The sequence below is a fragment of the Arcobacter sp. 15-2 genome (assembly GCF_047159865.1).
GTDB lineage: Bacteria > Campylobacterota > Campylobacteria > Campylobacterales > Arcobacteraceae > JAIOSF01.
Window position 1 is genome coordinate 1,325,656 of record NZ_AP038804.1, and the last position, 25,312, is coordinate 1,350,967.

The window sequence follows — 25,312 nt, forward strand, 5'->3', positions numbered from 1 at the left end:
AATGAGAATTTTATTTATTGTATTTTTACTTTTTACTTTTTCTTTTTCTAAAGAGTGTTACTTTAACAAAGTGAGAAATGTTTGTTTCTATAAGTATTTTGATAGAGATAGTATATATAAAGTAAAAGCAAACGAAGAATACTATGTGAATCAAAAAGGGAGTATTTATACTTTTGATAATATCATAGAAGTTCGTTTTAAAAGTATAGGGGCAATATTTACAATTATCAATGATTTGGAATTAGAATTTGTAGATAAAAAAAATACTAAATTATATCTTTTTAAAGTTCATGATAGAAGGGACCTTTTCCCTACAATTTCAAAATTAAATAAATTAGATACTATTATGATAGCGGAGCCATATAAAAAAAGAAAATTTACTAATACTTATGTTCAAAGAAAAATTGCAGCTAAAAAAGCAAGACTAAATGCAATAATGAAAAAAACAGAAAAAAACAAAAAAGTTGAAGGTTCACAAACAACAACGAATAAAAATATTGGTTTTGGCTTAGCAGAAGAAGAGGAACCAAAAGAGAAAAGATCATTTTTAAAAGGAAATTTATAACACTATGTATCTACCAGCAGAGTGGGAAAAACAAGAGTTTGTTCAGCTTGTATTTCCACATGAAAATACAGATTGGATTGACTACTTAGATGAAGCACTTAATACTTTTGTAAATATTGCAAAATCAATTGCAAAATATCAGAAATGCTTAATAATTGCTAATAATCTTACATATGTAAAATCACTATTCTCAAATAAAAACAATTTAATATTTGTAAAAATCAATAGTGATGACACATGGTCAAGAGATTTAGGTGGTATTACCGTTGATGATAATGGAAAGAAAGTAATTTTAGATTTTAAATATAATGCTTGGGGAAAAAAGTTTGCTTATAAATTAGACAATCAAATCACTATGCAAATGAAACTAAAAGGATTACTGAAAGGATATTATCATAAAAGTATCTCTTTTGTATTAGAAGGTGGTGCTATTGAAAGTAACGGTGATGGTATTATTTTGACAACAAAACAATGTTTAATGGAAAAAAATAGAAATCCTACTCTTTCTCAAAATAGTATTGAAAAGCGTTTACTTGAATATTTTGGAGCATCAAAAATATTGTGGCTAAATAGTGGATATTTAGAAGGTGATGATACAGATAGTCATATAGATACTTTAGCAAGGTTTGTTGCAAAAGATACAATAGTGTATCAAAGTTGTGATGATATAGAAGATGTACATTATGAAGCATTAAAAGAGATGGAAAATGAACTTTCCTTATTTAAACAACTAGATGGAACAAGCTTTAAGTTAATAGCATTGCCGTGGATAGAAGCAAAGTATGATTGTGATGAAAGATTACCTGCAACCTATGCAAATTTTTTGATCATAAATGGAGCGGTTTTAGTACCAACTTATGATGATAAAAATGATGAAAAAGCTTTACAAATATTTAAACAAATTTTTCCAAGTAGAGATGTAGTAGGAGTAGATTGTCAAACATTGATACGACAACATGGAAGTTTACATTGTGTGACAATGCAATATCCTAAAATATAAAGAGGTATTATTATGAAAACGGCGCTTATACAACAAAAATATTATGCTTCAAAAAAGGAAACAGTAAATCAAACAGTTTTAAAAATTGAAGAAGCATCAAAAAATGATGTTGATTTAATAGTCCTTCAAGAACTTCATCAAACATACTATTTTTGTCAAAATGAAAATGTTGATGTTTTTGATCTAGCAAACTCTTGGGAAGAAGATATTATATTTTGGGCTAATGTTGCAAAAGCAAATAATGTGGTTCTTGTAACTTCACTATTTGAAAAAAGAACAGTAGGACTTTATCATAATACTTCTGTAGTATTTGAAAAAGATGGCTCAATTGCTGGAAAATATAGAAAAATGCATATACCTGATGACCCAGGATTTTATGAAAAATTTTATTTTACTCCAGGGGATATGGGTTTTGAACCAATACAGACAAGTGTAGGAAAACTTGGTGTTTTAATTTGTTGGGATCAGTGGTACCCTGAAGCTGCAAGACTTATGGCACTCAAAGGTGCTGAAATACTTATCTATCCAACAGCAATAGGATGGTTTGAAGATGATAGTGAAGATGAGAAACAAAGACAACTTGATGCTTGGATAGCGGTACAAAGAGGACACGCTGTTGCAAATGGTCTTCCCATAATTACTGTAAATAGAGTAGGATTTGAAAGTGATGATTCACAAGTACTCAAAGGCACACAATTTTGGGGAAATAGTTTTGTTTTCGGAGCTCAAGGTGAGTATTTAGCATATGCAAACCATCAAAATGAAGAGATATTGTATTCAGATATAGATTTAAATAGAAGTGAAAATGTAAGAAGATGGTGGCCATTTTTACGAGATAGAAGAATAGAATGTTATAATAACATCACTAAAAGATATATAGATTAAATTTAAAAAGGAAAATTATATGAAATTTACAGGAACAAATGTATTAATAACAGGTGCTAGCAAAGGAATTGGAGCTGAGATTGCAAAAGAGCTAGCAACTTATGGTTTAAAAGTATGGATTAATTATAGAAGTAAACCCGAAATTGCAGATGCATTAAAAGAGCAGATTGAAACTGCTGGTGGAACTGCTGCAGTTATTAAAGGTGATGTTTCAGTTGAAGCTGATTGGTCAAATATTATTAAAACTATTGTTGAGGCAGATGGTGCAATTAGTTATTTAGTAAATAATGCAGGTATTACTAAAGATAAACTAGCATTAAGAATGAGTATAGATGACTTTGATGATGTAATAAATGCAAATTTAAAATCTACATTTATTGGTTGTCGAGATGCACTAAAAGCGATGAGTAAAAAAAGATTTGGTTCAGTTGTGAATATCTCTTCTATTGTTGGTGAGATGGGAAATGCTGGACAAACAAACTATTCAGCATCAAAAGGTGGAGTAAATAGTATGACTAAATCTTTTGCAAAAGAGGGTGCTGCTAGAGGTATTCGATTTAATAGTGTGACTCCTGGATTTATTAGAACTGATATGACTGATGAATTAAAAGATGAAGTAAAAGAAGAATATACAAGAAATATTCCACTTAAAAGATTTGGTGAAGCTAAAGATGTAGCTGATGCTGTTGCCTTTTTATTAAGTGATCATTCTGCTTATATTACAGGTGAAATATTAAAAGTAAATGGTGGATTATATGTATAAACATTCTTGAATAAGAAATAAAAAGAATGGTTTCAAAGAAAATATGCTATAATTACAAGAATTTTAATTAAAAAAGGAAGAATTATGTTAGAAAAAGTAAAAGCAGTTGTAGTTGAACAACTAGATTGTAATCCAGATGAAGTAAAAGAAGACTCAAAGTTTATTGAGGATTTAGGAGCAGATTCACTAGATGTTGTTGAACTAGTAATGGCTTTAGAAGAAGAATTTGATATCGAAATCCCTGATGAAGATGCAGAAGGTATTCTTACTGTTGCAGATGCATTAAAATACATCGAAGACAATAAATAATCTTTTTTTACGGATAGTTATTAGATAAAGAAAACTTTATCTTTAGCTATCAATATAATTTAAATAAAGTTAAAATAATTTTAATTTTATTTAGTTTATAAATATGGAGTGATAATATGCAAAGAGTTGTAGTAACTGGTTTAGGGATGATAAATTCGCTTGGATCAAATGTAACAGATTCATTTAAAGCGATTGTTGATGGTCAAACAGGTATAGATAAGATAACACTTTTTGATGCAAGTGAGTTTACAGCACAAATTGCAGGGGAAGTAAAAGATTTTGATCCAACAGCAATTATGGGTAAAAAAGAGGCTAAAAAAGCTGATAGATTTATACAGTTAGGTATTCACGCAGCTCAAGAAGCTATGGAAGATGCAGCACTAGTTACTGATAATAAGGTTAGTGATGATATCTCTGAGTCATTTGGTATTGTAGCTGCTTCTGGTATTGGTGGTATGACAAATATAGAAAAAAATTCTGTTGTTTGTGCAAATAGAGGACCTAGTAAAATCTCTCCATTTTTTATTCCATCTTCATTAGTTAATATGCTTGGTGGTTTTATTACTATTCAGCATAATCTAAAAGGACCAAATATTTCAGCTGTTACAGCTTGTGCTGCTGGTACTCATGCTATTGCAGATGCATATAAAACAATTGCACTTGGTGGAGCTACTAAAATGTTAGTTGTTGGTGCTGAATCTGCTGTATGTGCTGCTGGTGTTGGTGGATTTGCATCAATGAAAGCTTTAAGTACAAGAAATGATGATCCTAAAACTGCATCAAGACCATTTGATAAAAATAGAGATGGTTTTGTTATGGGTGAAGGTGCTGGAGCACTTGTTCTTGAGACTCTAGAGTCTGCAGAGGCACGAGGTGCAAAAATTTATGCTGAGGTTCTAGGTTTTGGTGAAAGTGGCGATGCAAATCATATTACAACACCAACAATGGATGGACCTTTACGAGCTATGAAAGCTGCTTATTCAATGGCTGAAAAAAATAATGGTGGTGAGTTAAAAATTGATTATGTTAACGCTCATGGAACATCAACACCAGTAAATGACAAGAATGAAACAGCGGCATTAAAAGAATTATTTGGTGGAGCTGAAAATTGTCCTCCTGTAACATCTACAAAAGGACAAATTGGTCATTGTTTAGGTGCAGCTGGTGCAGTTGAAGCTATTATTGCAATTAAAGCTATGGATGATGGTGTAATCCCTCCAACAATTAATCAAATAGAATCTGACGAAAATTGTGATTTAGATTATGTACCAAATACTGCTAGAAAAGCAGATGTTAATGTAATTATGAGTAACTCATTTGGTTTTGGTGGAACAAATGGTGTTATTATTATGAAAAAATACACAAAGTAGGTAAGGTACTATGGCTACATATTTAGATTTTGAACAAGATTTAAAAAAAATTGAAGATGAAATTATTGTTGCAAAAACAAAAGCAGATGAATATGCTGTATCAATTTTAGAGAAAAAACTATCAAAAGAGGTAGAAAAAACATACTCAAATCTAACAGATTTTCAAAAACTAAAGTTAGCAAGACATGTTGATAGACCTTATGCTATGGATTATATAAGAGGCTTAATGACAGATTCTTATGAGATTCATGGTGACAGACATCTTGCAGATGATCAAGCTATTGTTTGTTTTTTAGGGTACATAGGTGATACAAAATGTGTAGTTATTGGTGAACAAAAAGGTCGAGGCGTTAAAAATAAAATCAAAAGAAATTTTGGTATGCCTAATCCTGAAGGATATAGAAAAGCTTTAAGAGCTGCTAAACTTGCTGAAAAATTCAACTTACCTATTTTATTTTTAGTAGACACTCCGGGTGCATATCCAGGTATTGGAGCTGAAGAGCGAAGTCAAAGTGAAGCAATTGCGAGAAACTTATTTGAATTAAGTGATTTGGATACTATTATAGTATCTGTAGTTATTGGTGAAGGTGGTTCTGGTGGTGCGTTAGCTATCTCTATTGGTGATAAGTTGGCAATGATGAGATATAGTGTATATTCTGTTATTTCGCCAGAAGGGTGTGCAAGTATTTTATGGAAAAATCAAGATATGGTGGAAACTGCTACAAGTGCTTTAAAAATAACACCATCATATTTAAAAGATTCTAATTTAATTGATGATGTTATTAATGAACCATTAATTGGAGCTCATAGAAATACAAAAGATGCTGTTTCTGCTTTAGGTGACTATTTTTTAGATCAAGTTGCAGAATTGAAAAAGCTTTCTAAGGATGAAAGAGATCAAAAAAGATATGATCGACTTATGACTCTTGGAAGTTTTGCATAACATTACTTTCTGAAGACTAAAAAAGCCCCTATTATTTATAATAGGGGCTTTTTTTATTTTACTAGTTTGTATAAGTTTTTTATCTCTTGATCCCAAATAGTTTCATCAATTGTTTCCAATACTAATGGAATATCATCCATTCGAGAATCATTCATAATGTACTCAAAGGCATTCCATCCTATCTCGCCCTCTCCCAAGCTATGATGTCTATCTACTCGACTTCCTAAAGCTGGTTTAGAGTCATTTATATGCATACCCATTAAAAATTCTCTTCCAACAATTTTGTCAAACTCATTCCATGTTTTATCATAAGCTTCTCTTGTTCTTATATCATATCCAGCTGTAAACATATGACAGGTATCTATACATACTCCAATTCTACTCTTATCTTCAACTCTATCTATAATATACTCTAAATGTTCAAATTTATAACCAAGATTTGTACCTTGACCTGCTGTATTTTCAATAACAGCTTTTACATTTTTTGTTTTATCAAGAGCAAAATTTATTGACTCTGCAATTAAATCAAGGCACTCCAATTCTGCATAATGTATTTTTTCATTATATTCAGGATCTTTTTTACCAAATTTTTGTAGGTGACTTCCAGGATGAAAATTTAATCTATCAAGACCTAAAATATCACATCTTTCTAGTTCATCGATGAAAGCATTTCGTGATTTTTCAAGTTTTTCACCATCTGGATTTCCAAGATTAATAAGATAACTGTCATGAGGTAAAATATGTTTTGGTAATATTTTACTCTCTTCAAGGTTTTTAAACCATGCATCTAATGTCTTTGTATCAAATGGTTTTGCATCCCATCTTTTTTGATTTTTTGTAAATAATGCAAATGCTTTGGCACCAATTTCAATTGCATTTAAAGGTGCGTTTTGCACACCACCGCTTGCACTCACATGTGCTCCAACAAATTTACTCATTTCTTTCCTTTATTTCACTTTGATCAATATTTTATTTTTTTTGTCTTTAAAGTAGATGTTTTTACTTGTAAAAAGTGTATATAAAAAATCATCACTGTAAGATGAGTCAATATACTTTTGATTAAATTTTTTTGAATCTATACATTTAAAAGTACTTTGGCAAATTTTATTTTTATATATTGATAAGTCTAAAATTACATTACCAACATTAAATAATTGCAAATGAACATAGTTTTTATAATAAACAATAAAACCATTATCATGATATTTCATATGAGGTGTTTTAATGAGAATTGTAGAACTTACAGAATGTGTTGGTTGGTTAGAAACACATCCAACTAGCATGAAAGCAAAAATAAAAAATGATAAAGTTTTAATATTGATAACCTTGTATTCTTTAAAAGTAGTTTACAATCTTTTACTTAAATCAAAGTTATGATATAATCCAAATATGTTTACAGGACTTATACGAGAGATGGCTGAAGTAGTAAATTTCAGTGATAATATTTTAACAGTAAGAGCAGATTATCAACCTAAAATAGGTGATAGTATAGCTATAAATGGTGCATGTTTAACAGTTGTTGCGATTGAGGGTGATACATTTAGTGTTGAACTATCTCCTGAATCCCAAGCAATATTAGCAATGGAAAATTATAAAGGTTCTGTTCATATGGAACCTGCAATGATGATGGGTGATCGTTTTGAAGGTCATATTGTTCAAGGTCATGTGGACTGTTTAGGAACAATAACTAATATTGTGCAAAATGGAAATTCGACAGATTTTTTCATCTCAATCCCAAGTGAATATATGAAATATGTTATTTCAAAAGGTTCAATTACAGTTGATGGGATTAGTTTAACAGTAAATGAAGTGATGAAAGATCAATTTAGATTAACAATCATTCCTCATACTTTAGAAAACACTTTATTCCAATCATATATGATTAATAGTAAAGTTAACATTGAAACTGATATGTTCGCACGATATATTTTTAATATGTTTAAAAGAGATGAAAAAGAGGGTTTATCGTGGGATACTGTTGATAAGATAATGTCTAGTTATTAGATATTGTCTTTTTGTGTTCATATAAATAATAATTACGATTTCCTAAAGTTTTTGCATAAGGTGTAATTGATATCTCTTGAATATTATCTTGAATATCGATTTTACTTACTTTTCCTACTTTAATCCCAAAAGGAAATATTCCATCCATACTACTTGTAATAACTTCATCACCAATTGAAATATTTTGCCAAATAGGTACATATCGTATAAGAAGTTGACCATTGTCTAAAATTCCACTAGTAATACCTGGTACATTGTTCTCACCTATAAAAACAGTATAGTTACATTTTACATTTTCGTTTAAATAGGCAATTGAAGTATTGTTTTTATTTAACACAATACCCGCACTATAACCATCAAAAGTTATTAATGAATAGATTTTAGAACTATTAAGATCTGTTTTGTTAATAATGACTCTTGAGTAATCATTAAACTTGTAGTAAGATAACACTTTAACTTTTTTAAGCTCTAAATCTAAAGTAGAAAGTGAACTTTGGTTGGTTTTCAATTCTTTTAATTCACTTACTTTTATATCATATAATAGTTTATATTTTAAATGTTCGTTATTTGAATCTTTAAGTTGAGTAATATAATCAATTTGATTGATATATTTTTCTATAGAACTATTTAATGTAACAAATAGTTCTATGTAAGAGGTTTTAATAGATTGATTTAACATAGAAAGTTTATTTTGAATAATTTTTTCTATGTTGAAAAAGTATAAAATACTAATTGTGGAAATTAGTATAAAAAGTGTAAACTTTTTATTCATTCGATATTAGTCTAAGGAGTGATTCTTCATCTAAAGTTTTACTAGTTCCATAAGCAACAGCTAGTAGAGGATCTTCAGCAACTCTAACAGGCAGTTTTATATCATTTGCCAGATATTTGTCAAGGCCTCGTATAAGTGCTCCACCACCAGTTAAAACTACACCATTATCAACAACATCACCTGCTAAATCAGGTGGCATCTCTTCCAGCACTTGTCGAACTGCAAGTGAAATCTCTTTTAAAGGCTCATGTAAAGCTGTTCTAACACCTTCACTTGTAAGTTCAATAGTAGTAAGTAGTCCAGAACTATCTCTTCCTTTTACTTTAATTGTAGTATCTTTTGTTTGTTTAATAGCTGTACCAATATCAAGTTTAATATTTTCAGCAGTTCTTTCTCCAATATAAAGGTTGAAGTTTTGTCTTACATAATCAACAATTGATTTATCAAATCTATCACCAGCTACTTTAATTGACTTACTAAGCACTAATCCACCAAGTGAGGTAACACCAATTTCTGTAGTACCACCACCAATATCAACAACAACATAACCATTTGGACTACTAACTGGAATACCAGCTCCAATAGCAGCAGCCATTGGTTCTTCAACAAGATAAACTTCTCTAGCTCCTGCACTTAATGCAGACTCTCTTACGGCTTTTCTTTCAACTTGAGTAATTCCATGAGGGATACAAATAATGATTCTTGGTCTAAGGAATGATTTTCTTCCATGTGCTTTTTCTATAAAGTATCGAATCATTCTTTCAGTCATTTCAAAATCAGCAATAACACCATCTTTCATAGGTCGAACAGCTTGTATATTTACAGGTGTTTTTCCTATCATTTGTTTTGCTTCTTTTCCAACTGCTAAAATTCTATCTCTTCCATATCGGTCATGTTGAACTGCTACAACTGATGGTTCATTGATGATGATCCCTTTCCCTTTTACAGATACAATTGTATTTGCTGTACCAAGATCTATCGCCATATCATTTGAAAACCAACCAATAAACTTATCAAAAATCATTTTTATACCTTTTATACTACTTTTGGTAGTTTTATTTTATTTACAACATCTTCCGTTATAGTAACTTTTTTACCTTTATATTCAGGTAATTCATACATAACATCTAACATAATATCTTCTAAAATTGACCGCAGACCTCTTGCTCCAGTTTTTCTATCAATAGCTGCTTTTGCTATAGCAATCAATGATTTATCATCAAACTCTAAATCTACATCATCCATTTTAAAAAGTTTTGTATATTGTTTTACTAAAGAGTTTTTTGGTTCTTTTAATATATGAATCATTGCATCTTCATCTATCTCTTCTAAAATAGCTGTCATGTGAAGTCGACCAATTAATTCTGGGATTAAACCATATTTTACTAAATCATCTGCTTCAATTTTTTCCATAATATTTTCTTGTTCTACTTTAGTTTTTTTCTCTTGATTAAAACCTAAAATATTACCACCTTCTCTTTTACCAATGATATCTTTCATACCATCAAATGCACCACCACAAATAAATAATACATTTGTAGTATCTAGTTGTAAAGAGTCTTGTCCTGGATGTTTTCTTCCACCTTTAGGTGGAACATTTACCTGGCTACCTTCAACGATTTTAAGTAAAGCTTGTTGAACACCTTCACCACTTACATCTCTAGTGATACTTCTGTTTTCACTCATTCTAGCAATTTTATCAATTTCATCAATAAATATAATTCCTTGTTCAGCTTTTTTGATATCACCATCAGCAGCTTGTATTAGCCTTGTTACAACATTTTCAACATCATCACCAACATAACCAGCTTCTGTTAAACTTGTTGCATCTGCAATAGCCAAAGGTACATCAAGATATTTTGAAATAGTTTGTGCAAGTAGAGTTTTACCACTTCCTGTTGGACCTATTAAAAGTACATTTGATTTTGTTAATTCTGTGATATCTTCACTATCAGATTGTTTAAATATTCTTTTATAATGATTGTAAACAGCAACACTTAAAACTTTTTTTGCTTTCTCTTGTCCTATTACATACTCATCTAAAATTGTTTTTAACTCTTTAGGTGTTAAAATATTTTGTTGAATTGTTGAGTTAGAAACATCTGTTAACTCATTTGAATCCGATGATTCTGTTTTATGTTTTTCTATTATTTCATATGCAGATTTAGCACAAGACTGACAAATAGTTGCATTTTCCCCTGCAATTACAGGGTTTTGTACAGTGTCTTCTATGCCACAAAAATCACAAATTAGTTTTTCTTTTTTCATTTTCTTACTTTCTTGTAAAAGGGATACCTCGTTTTGTATCAAGTACAAATTGAGCTAAATTCTTTACATTTTTATTTTTTGAATTGTTTATAAGTTCTTTGGCACTCTCTTGTAGTGCATTCCCCGATTCAAAAAGGTGTTTATATGCTTTTTTAATCTCTGAGATATCTTCTCTATTTTTGAAATTTCTTCTTAGACCATTTATATTAAGTCCTCTCAAAGAAGCACGATTTCCTTCACATATACAATATGGTGGAATATCTTGAACAACAATAGAACCACCACCAAGCATTGCATACTCTCCAACTTTGCAAAATTGATGAACAGCACTAATACCACCAATAACAGCATTATTTGCAATCTCAACATGACCAGCTAAAACTGTAGAATTAGCGATGACAATATTATTACCAATAATACAATCATGACCCATATGAACATGCCCCATAATCAGGTTACCATCTCCTATGATTGTATTGTATCCACCACCAGCTGTTCCAGTATTTATAAAAGTATGCTCTCGAATAGTATTGTTATCTCCAATTTTGAGATAAGTCTCTTCCCCATTATATTTTAAATCTTGAGGAATAGTACCTAATACTGCATGTGAAAAAATTTGATTGTTCTCACCAATTGTAGTATAACCTTCAATTAAGGTGTGACTAGCAATCGTTGTACCTTTTCCAATTGTTACATTTGGACCAATAATAGTAAAAGGACCAATAGTTACATCATCTGCAATAATAGCTCCATCTTCTATAATAGCTGTTTTATGAATATTCATACTATTATTTATCTACAACCATAGCTTTTAGCTGAGCTTCACTCACCAGTGTATCATCAACATATGCCTTACCATCTAAAACAATAAGATTTTTTCTTAATTTCAATACTTTAATTCTATATTCTAATTTATCACCAGGCTTAACAGGGCTTCTGAATTTTGCTCCATCTATACTCATAAAATAGATAACTTTATTTTGTAACTCTTCATCAGAAAGTCCTGCACTTTTTAAAGCTAATATCCCTCCTGCTTGTGCCATACCTTCAAGTATCATAACACCTGGATAGATAGGATGCCCTGGAAAATGCCCTTGAAAAACTGGTTCACTAATTGAAATGTTTTTATAAGCAATAATATCTTCACCTTGTACCATTTCTGTAACTTTGTCTACTAATAAAAATGGATACCTATGAGGAAGTATCTTTTGAATCTCTACTACATCTAACATTTATATAACTCCTAAATTATTAACGGTCTTTAAATATTTTACATCTTTAAAATTACATAGATTATATCTTAAAAAAGTTTATAATTACTATAAATAAAAGTAAGTATGTAAATGAAAGATGTTAATTATGAATTTTAAAGATAGATTTAAGTAAATAACTATAAAATCATAATACAAAATTAAAAGGAATATTAATGTACAACAGAGATTATTTATCTAATAATAACGATAAGAGTTATTCACGGAACGATGAAGCATACTCTTCATCACGAGAAGAACAGTCAGCACCTGCTGATATTATGGCTTTTTTAAAGAGTACTTATCAGTTATTCGCTAGTTCATTGTTAGCTGCTAGTGCTGGTGCATATATAGGTTTAGGAATGGTGAGTGCAATATCAAGTTGGTATTGGGGACTTGTAATATTAGAATTTGCATTATTGTTTGGAATTTATGCTGTTAAGGATAAACCAGGAATCAATCTTGCAGTTCTTTTTGCATTTACATTTGTTAGTGGATTAACTATTACTCCTCTTTTGAGTAGTGTATTTAATATGCCAGGTGGAGCTTCTATAGTAGCTCAAGCATTTTTAATGACTTCAGTTGCTTTTGGTGGAATATCAATGTTTGCTTTATCAACAAAAAAAGATTATTCTTCTATGGGTAAAATGCTTTTTATTGCTGTAATTATTTTAATTGTAGCAAGTTTAAGTAACATATTTTTCCAGTCACCAATTTTACAGTTGGCAATTGCTGGAGCTGGAGCTTTAATATTTAGTGCATTTATTTTATATGATACACAACAAATTATAAAAGGTGGTTTTTCTACTCCTATTGAAGCTGCTATTGCACTTTACTTAGATTTCTTGAATCTATTTATATCTTTATTACAAATCTTAGCTGCTTTTAATAGCAAAGATGACTAAAGAAAATTTGCGTCTAATAGACGCAAATTTAAATCGCCTTCGTGAAGGTATTCGTGTAGTTGAAGACATTTATCGTTATATTTTTAATGATAAAGATATTGCAACAAAGTTAAAAAAATTACGGCATTCTGCTAGAATTGATGTCTATAACGATTTGTTAGGTTCACGAGATATTCAAAATGATGTTTTAAAGAGTTCCACTAAGTCTGAGCAAAATAGAACAGATTTAACTTCTATATTAATTGCAAATTATAAAAGAGCACAAGAAAGTTCTCGTGTTTTAGAAGAATTTACTAAATTAATCGATACTGATATAAGTGAAAAATTTAAGTCTATTCGGTATGATTTGTACCAATTAGAAAAATCTATACTTTCTAGTCATAAATTAAATAAAGGAGTTTGATGATTTATTTTTTTATATATCTTTTTTTAGAAGTTATGATTTCATCATCTATATCAGGACAAATTGGCGGATTGAATACTTTTTTTGAAATTATTATCACAGCAATTATTGGAATAATAATTTTAAAAAACTTTAAAGTATCGTTAATGGAAAGTATTTCAAAGGCTCGAGTAGGTCAAATTACACAAGAAGAATTTATCAATACCAATGTAGGAAAAGCAATGGGAGCTGTGTTGCTTATAGTACCGGGTTTTTTTACTGATTTCTTAGGCTTATTAATGCAGTTCTCTTTTTTAGTTGTAATAATGAGTAAAATATTTAAATTCAAAACGCCTAGACAAAGAACAACATATACTACAAATTTTAGTTCATCTGATTTTGGTTATGATACTAGTAGATTTACTAATGCAAATACAAAAAATACAAATAATACAAATTACAAAAGGAATAAAGATGAAATTATTGATGTTGAAGTTATTGATGATAATAACACTCTTAAGCACTAATCTATTTGCGGATAAAAAAATAGATGACGATATCTTACAGTATGAAAAGAAAAAAATAGCAAGTATTTTAAAGCGTCAGAACATTGAATTAAATAATGTTTCAATTGTACTAAAAAAAGATCTACAACAAAATGGATGGTATGGTTATGTTTTCAATTTGACATTTACTGTAAATGGAAAACAATTAAATCAAAAAGATACTTTATTTACAAATGGAAAACTTATATCCCCAGAATTAATTAATATCAAAACAAAACAGTCTTTTAAAGATATTTTATATCCAACATTAACTAAAAAGTTTTTTAATAAAGAGAATCTAATTGCGGGTAATCCTAATGCTAAACATAGTTTAGTTGTTTTTAGTGATCCTTTATGCCCTATATGTGTAGATGAAATTCCTACAATTATAAAAAATATTCGTAACAATCCTAATAATATTGCTTTATATTATTACTCTTTGCCTTTACAAATGCATCCAACTGCACAAACACTTGCTAAAGCTTCTATGATTGCTAAAAATATGGGCATCAAAAATGTTGAGTATACTCTTTATAACACAAATTTTGGTACTCTTTATGATGCGTATAAAGTAAAAGATGATCAAGTTGCATTAGATCATTTTAATAAGGTTTTCAAAACAAATATAACAACGGATCAAATTAATGATAATAAATTAGATGAAAGATTACAAAAAGAGATTAAGTTTTCAGAAGAAGCTTTTGTAAATGGCACTCCAACACTCTTTTTTGATGGTGAGATTGATAGAACTAGAAGTAAATATGAAAAATATTTAAAATAGATAGGTATAAAAATGGAAACAATAATTATAGCAACAAGAGCAAGTGAATTAGCATTATGGCAGGCATATCATATTAAAGATAGAATAGAATCATCATTCCCAAATGTTACTGTTAAATTAAATAAAATAGTGAGTAAAGGTGATAAGATTTTAGATAAACCACTTGCTTTAGTAGGAGGAAAAGGTCACTTTACCAAAGAACTTGAAGATGAGATGTTAGCAGGAAATGCGGATTTGGCTGTGCATAGTTTAAAAGATGTTCCTACTTATATTCCAGATGGACTAGAGCTTGTAGCTATTACAAAAAGAGAAGACCAAAGTGATGTGTTTTTATCTCACAAATATGAATCTTTGGAAAGCTTACCAAAAGGAGCAATAGTTGGAACTACAAGTTTACGAAGACGAATGCAACTATTAAAACAAAGACCTGATTTAAAAATTAAGGACTTAAGAGGAAATGTAAATACTCGATTGCGGAAATTAGAAGAGGGTCAATATGATGCAATAATTTTAGCTTGGATTGGGTTGTCAAGACTTGATTTATTAAAAGAGATCCCTTTTACCCAAAAACTGCCATTGGATAGAATGATCCCACCTATGGGTCAGGCAGCTTTAGGTTTAGAAATTGTTTCTGGGAGTACTAAATTAAAGAATATAGCAATGAGTGTAAATGATGAGAATACATTCATTTGTACAAAATGTGAACGAGATTTTATTGCAAAGATTGGAGCAGGATGTTCTGCCCCTGTTGCTTGTAATGCTACAATTAGTGGAGATACTATTACTTTACAGACTATGATTGGTTATCCAAACGGTACAAATATACTTCAAGATTCTATTACTACATCAATAGAATCTTATGAAAATTTAGGTTTAAATCTAGCAGAAAAAATGATCGAAAAAGGTGCTTTAGATATTCTCAAAAATGCTGAAAAAATTGCATTTAAAGATGAAATGCCTGAAAGATTATAAGGTTTCTTTATAAAGTATTTTACTCAAATACAGTCCATTTGCAGGAGCTAATGTCCATGATATTAGCTTCTTCTTATTTAACTGCTCTTGTAACTGTTTAATAGTTAATTTCCCACTAGATATTTTCATAATAAAATCAACTATCATTCTGATTTGACTTCTCAAATAAGAGTTTGCTTGAAAATTTAAAACATAGATATCTTTATATTTATAAAATCGAATATTGTAAATTTCTCTAACTGTTGAAACGGGATCACTCCCTTTTTTACTAAAAAACTCAAAATCATGAATTCCTATAAAATATGAAATTGCTTCTTTTATTTTTTCTTCATCAATATTATTATAGTGACTCATATAATTACTATTGAAAACAGAAAGTTTTTTCTCCGTAATAAGATATCGATATTCCCTTTTTGTAGCACTGAATCTTGCATGAAAGTTTTTATCAACTTTTTGTATATTTCGAATTTGTATTGTATGAGGGAGTTGCTTATTTAACACATTGGTAAGTCTTTTTAAGTCATTCCAATACTCGGGAATGTTACAAGATACAATTTGTCTAAATGCATGTACACCCTTATCAGTTCTACCACTAAAGTCAAAAGATGTTTGAATATTAATGCGTTGGAATGCTTCCATTAATTGAGATTGAATTGTAGGTAAACTTGGTTGTATCTGCGAGCCATTATAGTTTGTTCCATCGTAAGCAATAGTGAGTTTTATTTTCATTGCTAATCTTTTAATAGTAAGGTTTGATTTTATTATAATAAATATAGATACTTAAAAGTATCCAAATTATAGGAATATAAAATAAAGATGCAAATCCAGTGTCATTTAAATTCAGGGTGATAACAAAAAAAACAGTAGTTAAACTCATTGTAATTAATGTTGCATTATTTTTTTGATACCGTGGATTATAATATCCAATATATATTGCAAAAAGCATTGATATTATAGAGTAGAATGATGCTAATACATAAAATATAAAATCGGATGCTTTGGAATAGTCATTAAACATATCTTTCCAGTAAAAAATTAAATCATCCAGTGTGTTTATATTTGATGATTGTTTAATATTGTTGTTGATGATCATTTTTTGGAAATCTATTTGATTGATATTATCTGTAATTTTAAGAACTTTTCCTTCATCAAGATTTAAACTTAATGTTGCACCTTGGTTTTTCATATTTGCATGTTTTGATATAATAAAAGTACCTTCTTCTGGTGCTTGTTGGAATAATACAATATCATTGTATGTTTCTTTTTCTTTACTATCTACATAAATAAGCCATTTCCCAAATGCTTGTCCATATTCACTTACTTTTATATTAAGTTGGGCTTCTGTTTTTTTCATTTTTAAAAAGCTATCTTTCATATAATCTGCTTTTGGAATTAAAGCTAAAGATAATATTAATAGTACAACACTAGATAAAATTAATGTAGGTAAAAAGATCTTTAATATTTTAATTGGATTTAACCCAAAGCTAGTTATTACAATAAGTTCATATTCACTTGAAAGTTTACTTAATGTTAAAGATAAAGATACAAATATAGAAATAGGTAAAGTATAAAACAATATGGTCGGAACTGAATATAAATAGAGTTCTAAAAGTTCGAAAAAGTTTATTTGTATTATTGAAGTAAGAGATGCTATTTTAACTAAAAATATAATAGAAGTGATGGAATATAATGTTAAAAATATCGGAAAAAAAGTTTGTGAAAAATTAATAAGTAAATATTTTTTTAATAATTTCATAAGAGATGAAGTCCTTTTAGTAATAATGTTATACTAGTTTGATTAATGTATACTATAAAAAGTGCTAATGATAAATATGGTATAAAAGGTGTTTCTATCTCTTTGTTTAATATTATATTTATAATTGATGGAATTATAGCTAAAATAGCTGATAAAAATATAGCAATTAATCCAAATTGCAAACCTAAGATTCCTCCAATAAGAGCAATAATAGGTATATCTCCTTCTCCCAATGCCTTTTGCATTTTTAAAGTATCATCTTTTAAAAAATATGCTTTAATATTTTGTACATAAAAAGTAACAAATAAGTCAATCATAAATATTCCACCAGCAAATATAAAAAATGTTTCAATATTTTGTATTTTATAAATATAGATATAAATAAGTGAACTGCAAACTACCAAAACTAATAAATAATCAGGTACTGCTTTGTACTTAAAATCAATAAAAGATAATACTATAAGAGTATAAAAGATAAAAACAAGAAAATAAAACTCTACTGAAAGTCCTATTTTAATATAAAGTACAGTAGTAATAAAAGCAGAAATTAATTCTACAATTGGATACATAAGAGATATTTTAGTATGACAATTTGAACATTTTCCTTTTAATAAGATATATGATAAAACAGGAATATTCTCATACCATTTTATAGTATGAGTACATACAGTACAAGTAGATCTTTTAGGATTCATAAGTGGAATATTTAAAGGTAATCGATAAATAAGCATATTTAAGAAGCTTCCTAATATTAAACCTATTAAGAAAATAATAAAAATACTATATTCCACCAAATCGCCTTTCTCTTTTTTTATAATCTGATAAAATATCATCGAGTTCATGTGTTGTAAATTCTGGCCAGTATGTTTTGGTAAAGAACATTTCAGCATAAGCAATTTGCCATAACAGATAGTTAGATACCCTTACTTCACCACTTGTTCTTATGAGAAGATCAACATCAGGTATTGTAGCAGTGTCTAGGCAATTTTGAATATTATGCTCATTGATCTCTAGGTTGTTAAGAGTTAATTTTTTTAGTGCTCTTGTTATCTCATTACGACTTCCATAGTTAAGTGCTAAGATTTGAGTCAATCCTGTGCATTTTTCAGTTTCTTTTTCAGTCTTTTTTATGATCTCTTGAAGTTTTTTTGAAAATTTACTTAGATCACCAATTGCCTTAAATCGTATATTATTCTGAAGATAAACTGGCAACTCACTTATAAAGTATTTCTCTAAAAGTTTCATTAAAAATTCTACCTCTAATTTAGGTCGAGACCAGTTTTCTGTGCTAAAGGCATAAAGTGTTAAGTATTTTATTCCTATCTTTGCACAATGTTCAGTAACCTTTCGTACAGTTTTTGCTCCCTCTTCATGACCTGCTGTTCTTCTTAATCCTTGCTCTTTAGCCCAACGACCATTTCCATCCATAATAATGGCGATGTGTGAGGGTATATTTGTATTATTCACTAAATTGTTCTTTTAAGTTATTTACAATTGATAATGCAACATTTATTTTTGTATCTTTTTGAATCATTGTAGACTGATTTGCAGTGATAAATTCTATTTCATTTGTATCTGAACCAAAATTGTTTTTATCGCTTATTATATTTAAACAAACAGCATCTAGTCTTTTTTTATTTAACATACTAGTTGCATTTTTATGTGCAGAATTTATATCTGTTTCCGCTTTAAAACCTACAGAATATAAACTTTTTTTATCAATTTTTTCTAAAATATCAATATTTCTTTTCAATGATAAATCCCAACTAACCCCAACTTCTTCTTTTTTAATTTTTCCATTTTTACTAGACTTAGGAATATAATCACTTACAGCAGCTACACTAAAAAAATATGGTTTTTTTCTATTTGAAGCTTCTAACTCTTGTTTTGTGAAGTTATACATCTCCTGAGTACTTTGTACTAAAATAGTTTTTATTTGTTTTGGTATAGTAGAGTCTTTTGTAGTAATTAAAGATACATCAGCTCCTTTATAATACAAAGCTGTCGCTAAACTTGCAGCCATTTTACCACTACTAAAGTTACTTATGTATCTAATGTCATCAATTTTTTCTATAGTTCCTCCACCTGTTAAAACTACTTTTCTATTATTCCAATACTCTTCACTATAAAGCTCTCGTATAGTTGCATGAAAAATATCTTCATAATCAGCCATTGCTCCATCTCCTATATCTCTACATGCCAACTCTTTTGATTGAGTTTTTATAAATTTAAAGTTATACAATTTTAGTTTTTGTATATTGGACTGAGTTATGGGATTATAGATCATCTGTGTATTTGCTGCTGGTGATACCAATATACTATTTGTATATGCTAAGACTATTTGGCTTAGTATATTATCTGCTATACCATTCGCTAATTTATTTAAAGTATTCACAGAAAGGGGAGCTATAATAAATATATCAGCCCATTTTCCTATAGCTATATGATTATCAATACTATTTTTTGACCAATTTTCATTTTCATCATCTATGATATTTGTTTGTGAAATAGTTTCGAATGTTAAAGGGGTAATAAATTTTTTTGCACTTTTAGTCATAACGATTTTAACATTTGCACCTGCTTTGATATAAAGCCTTACTAGTTCTAATGTTTTATATATAGCAATACTTCCTGTAACACCTACAAGAATATTTTTATTGTTTAAAAGTTGCATGATTGATTCCAAATTGTTTTATAATAACTAAGATTATAACTAATTTTATATTAGATATTTATTCGAATTTTTGTTTACTTACGATGATACCATCGTTATCAGCATATAGATAGTCACCTACAGAAAAAGTAACATTTTCGAATTCTAAAGTTTTATTTATAATGGCATCATGTTTTTTTTGGCTTTTAAAAGGGAAAGTACCTTTTGCCCAAAGTCCTACAGGTATTTGTGTTGTTTGATGAGTATCTCTTACAAAACCATTTATAATAATTGCTTTCCAATTATTTTTATGAGCGTAGTTCATCAATGTTTCTCCTACAACTGCACAATATTCTCCTACTACATCAACTACACAAATCTTACCATGACCATTTGTATCTCGTAATAACTCAACTAAAGCTTTATTATCTTCAAAAAGTTTTATTGTTTGTATCTCTCCTTGACACATTGAAACACCTCCGTAAGAGTGGTATTTTGGATTGAGAACTTGTACTTCATTTGGGTGTGTATCGCAGATATCTGCTGTGTATGATTTCATATCAAAGCCTTATTTAAAAATATCATATGCTACAATACTTTTTATTAAATAAAAATTTTTATATAAAATTTTATGAGCCTTGTATGGAAAGGAAAGAATACAGTTTATTAAATTTCGGAATTTTAGTAAAAAGTTGTTTGTTGCACACAAAACTCACACGAAATAAAATAGAAGTTTTATTGAGTCTAAGTTCAATGTTGATTGAATCAAAAAGAAGATTTTTAAATCTTCTTTTTTAATTTTTGACTAGAAAGAGTATGTAAGCATTGCTGCTAGTTTATCTTGATCATCATCACTATCTTCAGCATCTACAGAAGAGTAAAATGCACCAAATGATAATTCATCCGTAATTGCTATATCTGCTGTTAAAAGTATTTCTGAAGCTTCTTCATTTTTAGAAGCTCCATCATCATATTCAGATTGTGCATATTGTGCACCTAATGCAACGATAGAAACTTCTGCCCCAACATTTACATAAAAAGTGTCAGAATTAGTTCCATAAATGTAATCTCCTAGTTCTTCAGAAGGATCAATATTATCACCTAATGTAGAAATTGAACCAATCCCTCCATCTTTATCTGTAGTAATATAACCAGCAGCTAAAGATATATTTGAAATAGTTGTTCCCACTTCAAGATGTGCAATAGAACCATCTTCAGTTGCCGAATCATCTTCGCTTGTAGCCGCATAATGAGCTGTTAAGTCTATATTTGAAACAGAAGCTGTAGCTTTTAAACCGTAAGCACTAAAGTCATCATCACTACCATTTTCTACTCCATCCGTTAAGTCACCATCGTTCATACTAGCATTTATAAAATAAGGGTTGATAACTACATTTTCAATACCTTCATATTTAACATCAATTACAGTAGCACCACTATCACCGATATCTGCCATTTTTCCTAAATTAGTATCAGCATTAGCTTCCATAAATCTTGTAGTATGACCAACTACAACAGTTGTATCCGGAATAGCTGTAATTTCAGCTACAACTGCTTCGTGAAAATCACCAATCCATTCTAAATCTATCTCTTGTCTACCTGCAATAATTGTTCCATAGTCAGATGTGTATGAAATATTTGCTGTACTTAATACAGCTTCAGAATCATTATCTTTATCTTCTGTATAACTGTTGATATAATCACCATCATTTTTTTCTGAAAATTTATGGTTTGTTCTTCCACCAATAGCAGCTTTAAATCCATTAAATGAATCAGTTTCATACTGAATTCCAATAGAGCTATTTGTAAATCCTGTATCTTTGTCTCCATTATTTAAGTCAACGCTTTCTGTATATATAGAGATGTCTCCACTTACTTTACCATTTGCAAATGCATCTTTAATAGATGAACTATCTGCAAGAGCTCCTGTAGTTAACAATGACGCTGCAACTGTACTTATGTATAATTTTTTCATATATAAATCCTTTTTGATAATTATGGAAGTTTATAATAATGATTATCAATCCTACCTTAAAGAAAGTATGAATTTTTAATTTATTTAAACTAATAGTCGTAGTATATAAGATAATAAGATTTTTGTATACAGAATTATTGTATATTTAGTATACAATACGCTGTAATATTTAACTTAAATCTTTTTATTAACTTGATTAAGTTATAATTAAATCAATAAAGAATTCAAATATGTAAGAGGAAATATGAAAGTTGTAATAGGCGTAGTAGGTAATGATATCCATGTGGTTGCAAATAGACTCATTGATATCTCCTTACAAAGTAGAGGTTATGAAGTATTTAATTTAGGTGTAAATACTTACTTAGAAGAATTTATTGATGCAGTAATAGAAACAGATTCAAAAGTTCTTTTAATTTCATCATTAAATGGTGAAGCAGAAGGTTGGTGTAGAGATTTATTAGTGCTAAAAGATAAATACAAGTTAGATGATGTTGTATTTGTTATTGGTGGGAACTTAAGTGTTGGAGAAGGAACTGAAAGCCAAATTGTACCGCAGTTTAAAGAGTATGGTTTTGATCTTGTTTTTCATCAAAAAGATTTAATGGAAGGTCTTGATACTTTAAATGACTTTGTAGAAAAGAAATTTGGAAAGGTTAAATAGATGAGTTTATTACAACGAGATAGAGATATTATCCTTTCAAATGAATATGTAGATAACTTTGATTTTGCTGAAGTTGAAGAGTTTGTAAAAAATGCAAGTAAAAATCTTTTTATTTCACATGCTTTTAAAAATAATAAAGGGAAAACATTAGTACAACCTCGTGGTGGATTTCCTACATATGATAAAATGTATTCTTTATATGAACAATTTGCTCCTGTAGTTAATGTTTTACCTATGACAATTGATTCTCATACTAGACTTAACGATTATGGTAGTGCTGCTAAGATGCTTCGTTTATCAGAAGAAACAGAAACAGATCTTTTAAATGGTTATCCTCTTATTAATCATGGTTATAGAACAACAAGAAAAATGGTAACTCATTTTGATACACCTGTAAGTTTAAGACATGGTACACCAGATGCTAGACTTTTAATTGAGTTAGCAATAGCTTCAGGTGTATTTGAAATAGAGGGTGGACCAATCACATATATTTTACCTTACTCTAAAAACTTCCCACAAGATAAAGCATTTTTGTATTGGAAACATGTTGAAAGAGTATGTGCAAAATACTCAACTATAAATGAACCAATCAACAGAGAATCATTTGGACCATTAACTGCTACATTGGTACCACCATGTATTACTATAGTTATTCAAATTGCAGAGATGATGTTATCTTTAGAAGAGGGTGTAAAGTCATTTTCTGTAAGTTTCGCACAAACTGGTTCTTTAAATCAAGATTTAGTAACATCAAAAGTATTAAGAAAACTTGCAACTAAATATGCACATAAAATTGGTGTGACTGATGCAACTATAAATTTAGTATATCATCAATGGATGGGTGCTTTCCCACGAGATAAGTTTAAATCAGATTCATTAATTGATGCTGGGGCTATGATTGCTAAAATGGTAGGGGCAGACAAAATCATCACAAAAACTAGAGCTGAAGCATTTGGTATTCCTACAAAAGAAGACAATGCTCAAGCTGTTGCAAATGTGCAATATACTTTAGATATGTTACAAGGAATTCCTGCTTTTGTAGATGAAGAAGAGGAAGAGAATCTTACGAATCAAGTAAATGAAATTTTCGAAGCAATTTTTAATGATAAAGCAGACACATTATGGAGAAAAGTATTTAACTCTATTAAAAATGGAATCATTGATGTACCTTTTTCTCCTCACATTATAAATAACAATGAACTTATAACTGTAAGAGATAAACAAAGTAATATTAGAATCTATAAAAAAGGAAAACTTCCTATCTCTGATAAAAGTTTCAAATATGAACAATCAAAAATAGACTTAGGCGCAAATCCAGATTCTGTTGTAAATCAAATAATTCATGATATTGGAGTGATGTTATAATGAGTAATTCAAAAATGTTAATAGATGTGGGTAGTACATATTTTAAAGTAGCTACTGAAAATAAAATATCTCACCACTTTAGAAATTTCGATAAAAATATTTATGATGATTTAGTGTTGAAGTGCGGTGATGAACTTAACAATTGTGACAAAGCAGATATTCAAATATGTAGTTCAGCTAATGGTGGATTAAGTACACTTATTATTGGACTTACAGAGTCTTTTTCTTTAAAATACGCTTCAAATATTGCTTATAATTCAGGTATTAATATTATTGAAACTGTAGTATATTCTCAAATTGATACATATCCAATTCCATCTGAGATGTTAGATGTTGTTATAGTTGTTGGTGCAATCGATAGTGTAGAAAAAGTATATGATCAAGTTTTAATAGATTATCTTTCTAAATTAAACTATTCAAATATAGTATATGTAGGTAGTGTAACACAACATGATTTTTTAACACAAAATATCCCAAATATTGTGCTTCTACCAAATATCATTGACAATAAATTAAAAATGGTAGAAGATGACTTAAAAGAATACCTTACAAATCTATATCAAGCAGATATCATGGGTAAAGAAGATATCAAAAGATTATATGAACTTACATCAAATCAAATATTTTCAACACCTTATATTGTAAATAAATCATTACCTTTAATCCATACAAAACTGGATGTTGCTGATCCATTTATAGTAATTGATATTGGAGGGGCTACAACAGACATCCATTACAGTAAAGATTTAGTAGATGACAATATTATTACAAATAATGAGTATGATAGATTAGTATTTAAAAAACTAGGTGTTTATAAGTCAAGAGAAAGTTTAGTACATACTGCAAAAAACAATGAATTTGTATATGAGTTACTTGCACATTTAAATACAACAGAAAATATGCTTGATGAAGTGAGTGAAAAATCAACAAAGTTATTAATGCAACTTTCAATTTTCTTGGTATTATATAAAATTTCACACCATCATAAATCGTATTTAAATATTAAACTTGATACACTAAATTCAGTAGTATTAACAGGTGGTATTACAAAAGTTTTAGACGATGTTGAGATGGAAGATATTCTTTCATTTTTTTATAAAAAACTTTTAAATTATGATACAACACCAACACTAGTAGTAGATAGAGACTATTCTATCTGGACTCTAGGTATGAATAAATAAGGAGTTA

General features: G+C 29.2%; 30 protein-coding genes. 17 read left to right on the forward strand and 13 right to left on the reverse strand.

Going from position 1 to position 25,312, the window contains the following annotated elements:
* Position 1 precedes the first annotated feature (1 nt).
* The 7 genes from ACMCMH_RS07065 (at position 2) to accA (ending at position 5,835) form a co-directional block, all read left to right on the forward strand.
* Complete coding sequence (locus ACMCMH_RS07065; RefSeq protein WP_412724026.1) at positions 2–565, forward strand: hypothetical protein; 564 nt, start codon at positions 2–4, stop codon at positions 563–565.
* A 4-nt stretch (positions 566–569) separates the two neighbouring features.
* Complete coding sequence (locus ACMCMH_RS07070) at positions 570–1,565, forward strand: agmatine deiminase family protein (RefSeq protein ID WP_412724028.1); 996 nt, start codon at positions 570–572, stop codon at positions 1,563–1,565.
* 12 nt (positions 1,566–1,577) lie between these two features.
* Positions 1,578–2,450, forward strand: a complete 873-nt coding sequence (locus ACMCMH_RS07075; protein WP_412724030.1) for a carbon-nitrogen hydrolase — start codon at positions 1,578–1,580, stop codon at positions 2,448–2,450.
* Between the two features lie 19 nt (positions 2,451–2,469).
* Complete coding sequence (fabG, locus tag ACMCMH_RS07080) at positions 2,470–3,213, forward strand: 3-oxoacyl-ACP reductase FabG (protein ID WP_412724032.1); 744 nt, start codon at positions 2,470–2,472, stop codon at positions 3,211–3,213.
* Positions 3,214–3,297: 84 nt separating this feature from the next.
* Positions 3,298–3,522, forward strand: coding sequence for an acyl carrier protein (gene acpP / locus ACMCMH_RS07085; RefSeq protein ID WP_412724034.1), 225 nt, complete (start codon positions 3,298–3,300; stop codon positions 3,520–3,522).
* A 116-nt stretch (positions 3,523–3,638) separates the two neighbouring features.
* Positions 3,639–4,892: a beta-ketoacyl-ACP synthase II gene (locus ACMCMH_RS07090; protein WP_412724036.1), complete on the forward strand. Its 1,254-nt coding sequence runs from the start codon at positions 3,639–3,641 to the stop codon at positions 4,890–4,892.
* A gap of 10 nt (positions 4,893–4,902) precedes the next feature.
* Complete coding sequence (gene accA, locus ACMCMH_RS07095; protein ID WP_412724038.1) at positions 4,903–5,835, forward strand: acetyl-CoA carboxylase carboxyl transferase subunit alpha; 933 nt, start codon at positions 4,903–4,905, stop codon at positions 5,833–5,835.
* Between the two features lie 53 nt (positions 5,836–5,888).
* On the opposite strand, the gene nfo is transcribed toward accA, so the two are convergent.
* A complete protein-coding gene (gene nfo, locus ACMCMH_RS07100) occupies positions 5,889–6,773 on the reverse strand; it encodes a deoxyribonuclease IV (protein WP_412724040.1) in 885 nt (294 codons plus the stop codon).
* A gap of 286 nt (positions 6,774–7,059) precedes the next feature.
* Here nfo and ACMCMH_RS07105 point away from each other — a divergent pair, with 286 nt between their 5' ends.
* Both ACMCMH_RS07105 and ribE read left to right on the forward strand, forming a co-directional pair.
* On the forward strand, positions 7,060–7,212 hold the full coding sequence (locus ACMCMH_RS07105; protein WP_412724042.1) for a hypothetical protein: 153 nt from the start codon (positions 7,060–7,062) through the stop codon (positions 7,210–7,212).
* A gap of 12 nt (positions 7,213–7,224) precedes the next feature.
* The gene (ribE, locus tag ACMCMH_RS07110; protein WP_412724044.1) at positions 7,225–7,839 is read left to right on the forward strand and encodes a riboflavin synthase; all 615 of its coding nucleotides are present in this window, start codon (positions 7,225–7,227) and stop codon (positions 7,837–7,839) included.
* Here ribE and mreC read toward each other — a convergent pair.
* Genes mreC through fabZ form a run of 5 tightly spaced genes read right to left on the reverse strand, consistent with a single transcriptional unit; the run spans position 7,829 to position 12,111 of the window.
* Entirely contained in the window at positions 7,829–8,611 is a 783-nt protein-coding gene (gene mreC, locus ACMCMH_RS07115) for a rod shape-determining protein MreC (RefSeq protein WP_412724046.1), read from the reverse strand. The genes ribE and mreC overlap by 11 nt on opposite strands.
* Positions 8,604–9,635, reverse strand: a complete 1,032-nt coding sequence (locus ACMCMH_RS07120) for a rod shape-determining protein (RefSeq protein ID WP_412724048.1) — start codon at positions 9,633–9,635, stop codon at positions 8,604–8,606. The genes mreC and ACMCMH_RS07120 overlap by 8 nt, the downstream gene beginning before the upstream one ends.
* Before the next feature lie 11 nt (positions 9,636–9,646).
* Positions 9,647–10,879, reverse strand: a complete 1,233-nt coding sequence (gene clpX / locus ACMCMH_RS07125; protein ID WP_412724050.1) for an ATP-dependent Clp protease ATP-binding subunit ClpX — start codon at positions 10,877–10,879, stop codon at positions 9,647–9,649.
* 4 nt (positions 10,880–10,883) lie between these two features.
* Positions 10,884–11,663 carry an acyl-ACP--UDP-N-acetylglucosamine O-acyltransferase gene (gene lpxA, locus ACMCMH_RS07130; RefSeq protein ID WP_412724052.1) on the reverse strand — a complete coding sequence of 260 codons (780 nt, stop codon included), beginning with the start codon at positions 11,661–11,663 and terminating at the stop codon, positions 10,884–10,886.
* A 4-nt stretch (positions 11,664–11,667) separates the two neighbouring features.
* Positions 11,668–12,111, reverse strand: a complete 444-nt coding sequence (gene fabZ, locus ACMCMH_RS07135) for a 3-hydroxyacyl-ACP dehydratase FabZ (RefSeq protein ID WP_412724054.1) — start codon at positions 12,109–12,111, stop codon at positions 11,668–11,670.
* 194 nt (positions 12,112–12,305) lie between these two features.
* Between fabZ and ACMCMH_RS07140 the strand changes: the two genes are divergently transcribed.
* Genes ACMCMH_RS07140 through hemC form a run of 5 tightly spaced genes read left to right on the forward strand, consistent with a single transcriptional unit; the run spans position 12,306 to position 15,714 of the window.
* Positions 12,306–13,034: a Bax inhibitor-1/YccA family protein gene (locus ACMCMH_RS07140; protein WP_412724056.1), complete on the forward strand. Its 729-nt coding sequence runs from the start codon at positions 12,306–12,308 to the stop codon at positions 13,032–13,034.
* Positions 13,027–13,437 (forward strand): thiamine-phosphate pyrophosphorylase, encoded by a 411-nt coding sequence (locus tag ACMCMH_RS07145; RefSeq protein ID WP_412724058.1) that lies wholly within the window; start codon positions 13,027–13,029, stop codon positions 13,435–13,437. The genes ACMCMH_RS07140 and ACMCMH_RS07145 overlap by 8 nt, the downstream gene beginning before the upstream one ends.
* On the forward strand, positions 13,437–13,943 hold the full coding sequence (locus tag ACMCMH_RS07150) for an FxsA family protein (RefSeq protein WP_412724060.1): 507 nt from the start codon (positions 13,437–13,439) through the stop codon (positions 13,941–13,943). The genes ACMCMH_RS07145 and ACMCMH_RS07150 overlap by 1 nt, the downstream gene beginning before the upstream one ends.
* Entirely contained in the window at positions 13,891–14,742 is an 852-nt protein-coding gene (locus ACMCMH_RS07155; RefSeq protein ID WP_412724062.1) for a DsbA family protein, read from the forward strand. The genes ACMCMH_RS07150 and ACMCMH_RS07155 overlap by 53 nt, the downstream gene beginning before the upstream one ends.
* A gap of 12 nt (positions 14,743–14,754) precedes the next feature.
* Complete coding sequence (gene hemC / locus ACMCMH_RS07160; RefSeq protein WP_412724064.1) at positions 14,755–15,714, forward strand: hydroxymethylbilane synthase; 960 nt, start codon at positions 14,755–14,757, stop codon at positions 15,712–15,714.
* On the opposite strand, the gene truA is transcribed toward hemC, so the two are convergent.
* The 7 genes from truA to ACMCMH_RS07195 form a co-directional block, all read right to left on the reverse strand.
* Positions 15,709–16,443, reverse strand: coding sequence for a tRNA pseudouridine(38-40) synthase TruA (gene truA, locus ACMCMH_RS07165; RefSeq protein WP_412724066.1), 735 nt, complete (start codon positions 16,441–16,443; stop codon positions 15,709–15,711). The two genes, hemC and truA, sit on opposite strands and share 6 nt — an antisense overlap.
* A gap of 10 nt (positions 16,444–16,453) precedes the next feature.
* On the reverse strand, positions 16,454–17,470 hold the full coding sequence (locus ACMCMH_RS07170) for an LptF/LptG family permease (RefSeq protein ID WP_412724068.1): 1,017 nt from the start codon (positions 17,468–17,470) through the stop codon (positions 16,454–16,456).
* Positions 17,467–18,261: a prepilin peptidase gene (locus ACMCMH_RS07175; RefSeq protein WP_412724071.1), complete on the reverse strand. Its 795-nt coding sequence runs from the start codon at positions 18,259–18,261 to the stop codon at positions 17,467–17,469. The genes ACMCMH_RS07170 and ACMCMH_RS07175 overlap by 4 nt, the downstream gene beginning before the upstream one ends.
* On the reverse strand, positions 18,251–18,898 hold the full coding sequence (locus ACMCMH_RS07180; protein ID WP_412728011.1) for a di-trans,poly-cis-decaprenylcistransferase: 648 nt from the start codon (positions 18,896–18,898) through the stop codon (positions 18,251–18,253). Before ACMCMH_RS07180 ends, ACMCMH_RS07175 begins: the two co-directional genes overlap by 11 nt.
* 31 nt (positions 18,899–18,929) lie before the next feature.
* Positions 18,930–20,144: a bifunctional phosphopantothenoylcysteine decarboxylase/phosphopantothenate--cysteine ligase CoaBC gene (gene coaBC, locus ACMCMH_RS07185; protein WP_412724073.1), complete on the reverse strand. Its 1,215-nt coding sequence runs from the start codon at positions 20,142–20,144 to the stop codon at positions 18,930–18,932.
* 58 nt (positions 20,145–20,202) lie between these two features.
* Positions 20,203–20,682 (reverse strand): ribonuclease E activity regulator RraA, encoded by a 480-nt coding sequence (gene rraA / locus ACMCMH_RS07190; protein WP_412724075.1) that lies wholly within the window; start codon positions 20,680–20,682, stop codon positions 20,203–20,205.
* Positions 20,683–20,928: 246 nt separating this feature from the next.
* Positions 20,929–22,098, reverse strand: a complete 1,170-nt coding sequence (locus ACMCMH_RS07195; RefSeq protein WP_412724077.1) for an Opr family porin — start codon at positions 22,096–22,098, stop codon at positions 20,929–20,931.
* Positions 22,099–22,342: 244 nt separating this feature from the next.
* Between ACMCMH_RS07195 and glmS the strand changes: the two genes are divergently transcribed.
* From glmS to ACMCMH_RS07210, 3 genes are read left to right on the forward strand one after another with little or no spacing between them, the layout of a single operon-like run.
* The gene (gene glmS, locus ACMCMH_RS07200; RefSeq protein ID WP_412724079.1) at positions 22,343–22,759 is read left to right on the forward strand and encodes a methylaspartate mutase subunit S; all 417 of its coding nucleotides are present in this window, start codon (positions 22,343–22,345) and stop codon (positions 22,757–22,759) included.
* On the forward strand, positions 22,760–24,124 hold the full coding sequence (locus ACMCMH_RS07205) for a methylaspartate mutase (protein WP_412724081.1): 1,365 nt from the start codon (positions 22,760–22,762) through the stop codon (positions 24,122–24,124). It abuts the gene before it with no gap.
* Entirely contained in the window at positions 24,124–25,305 is a 1,182-nt protein-coding gene (locus ACMCMH_RS07210; protein WP_412724083.1) for a glutamate mutase L, read from the forward strand. Before ACMCMH_RS07205 ends, ACMCMH_RS07210 begins: the two co-directional genes overlap by 1 nt.
* Positions 25,306–25,312 lie beyond the last annotated feature (7 nt).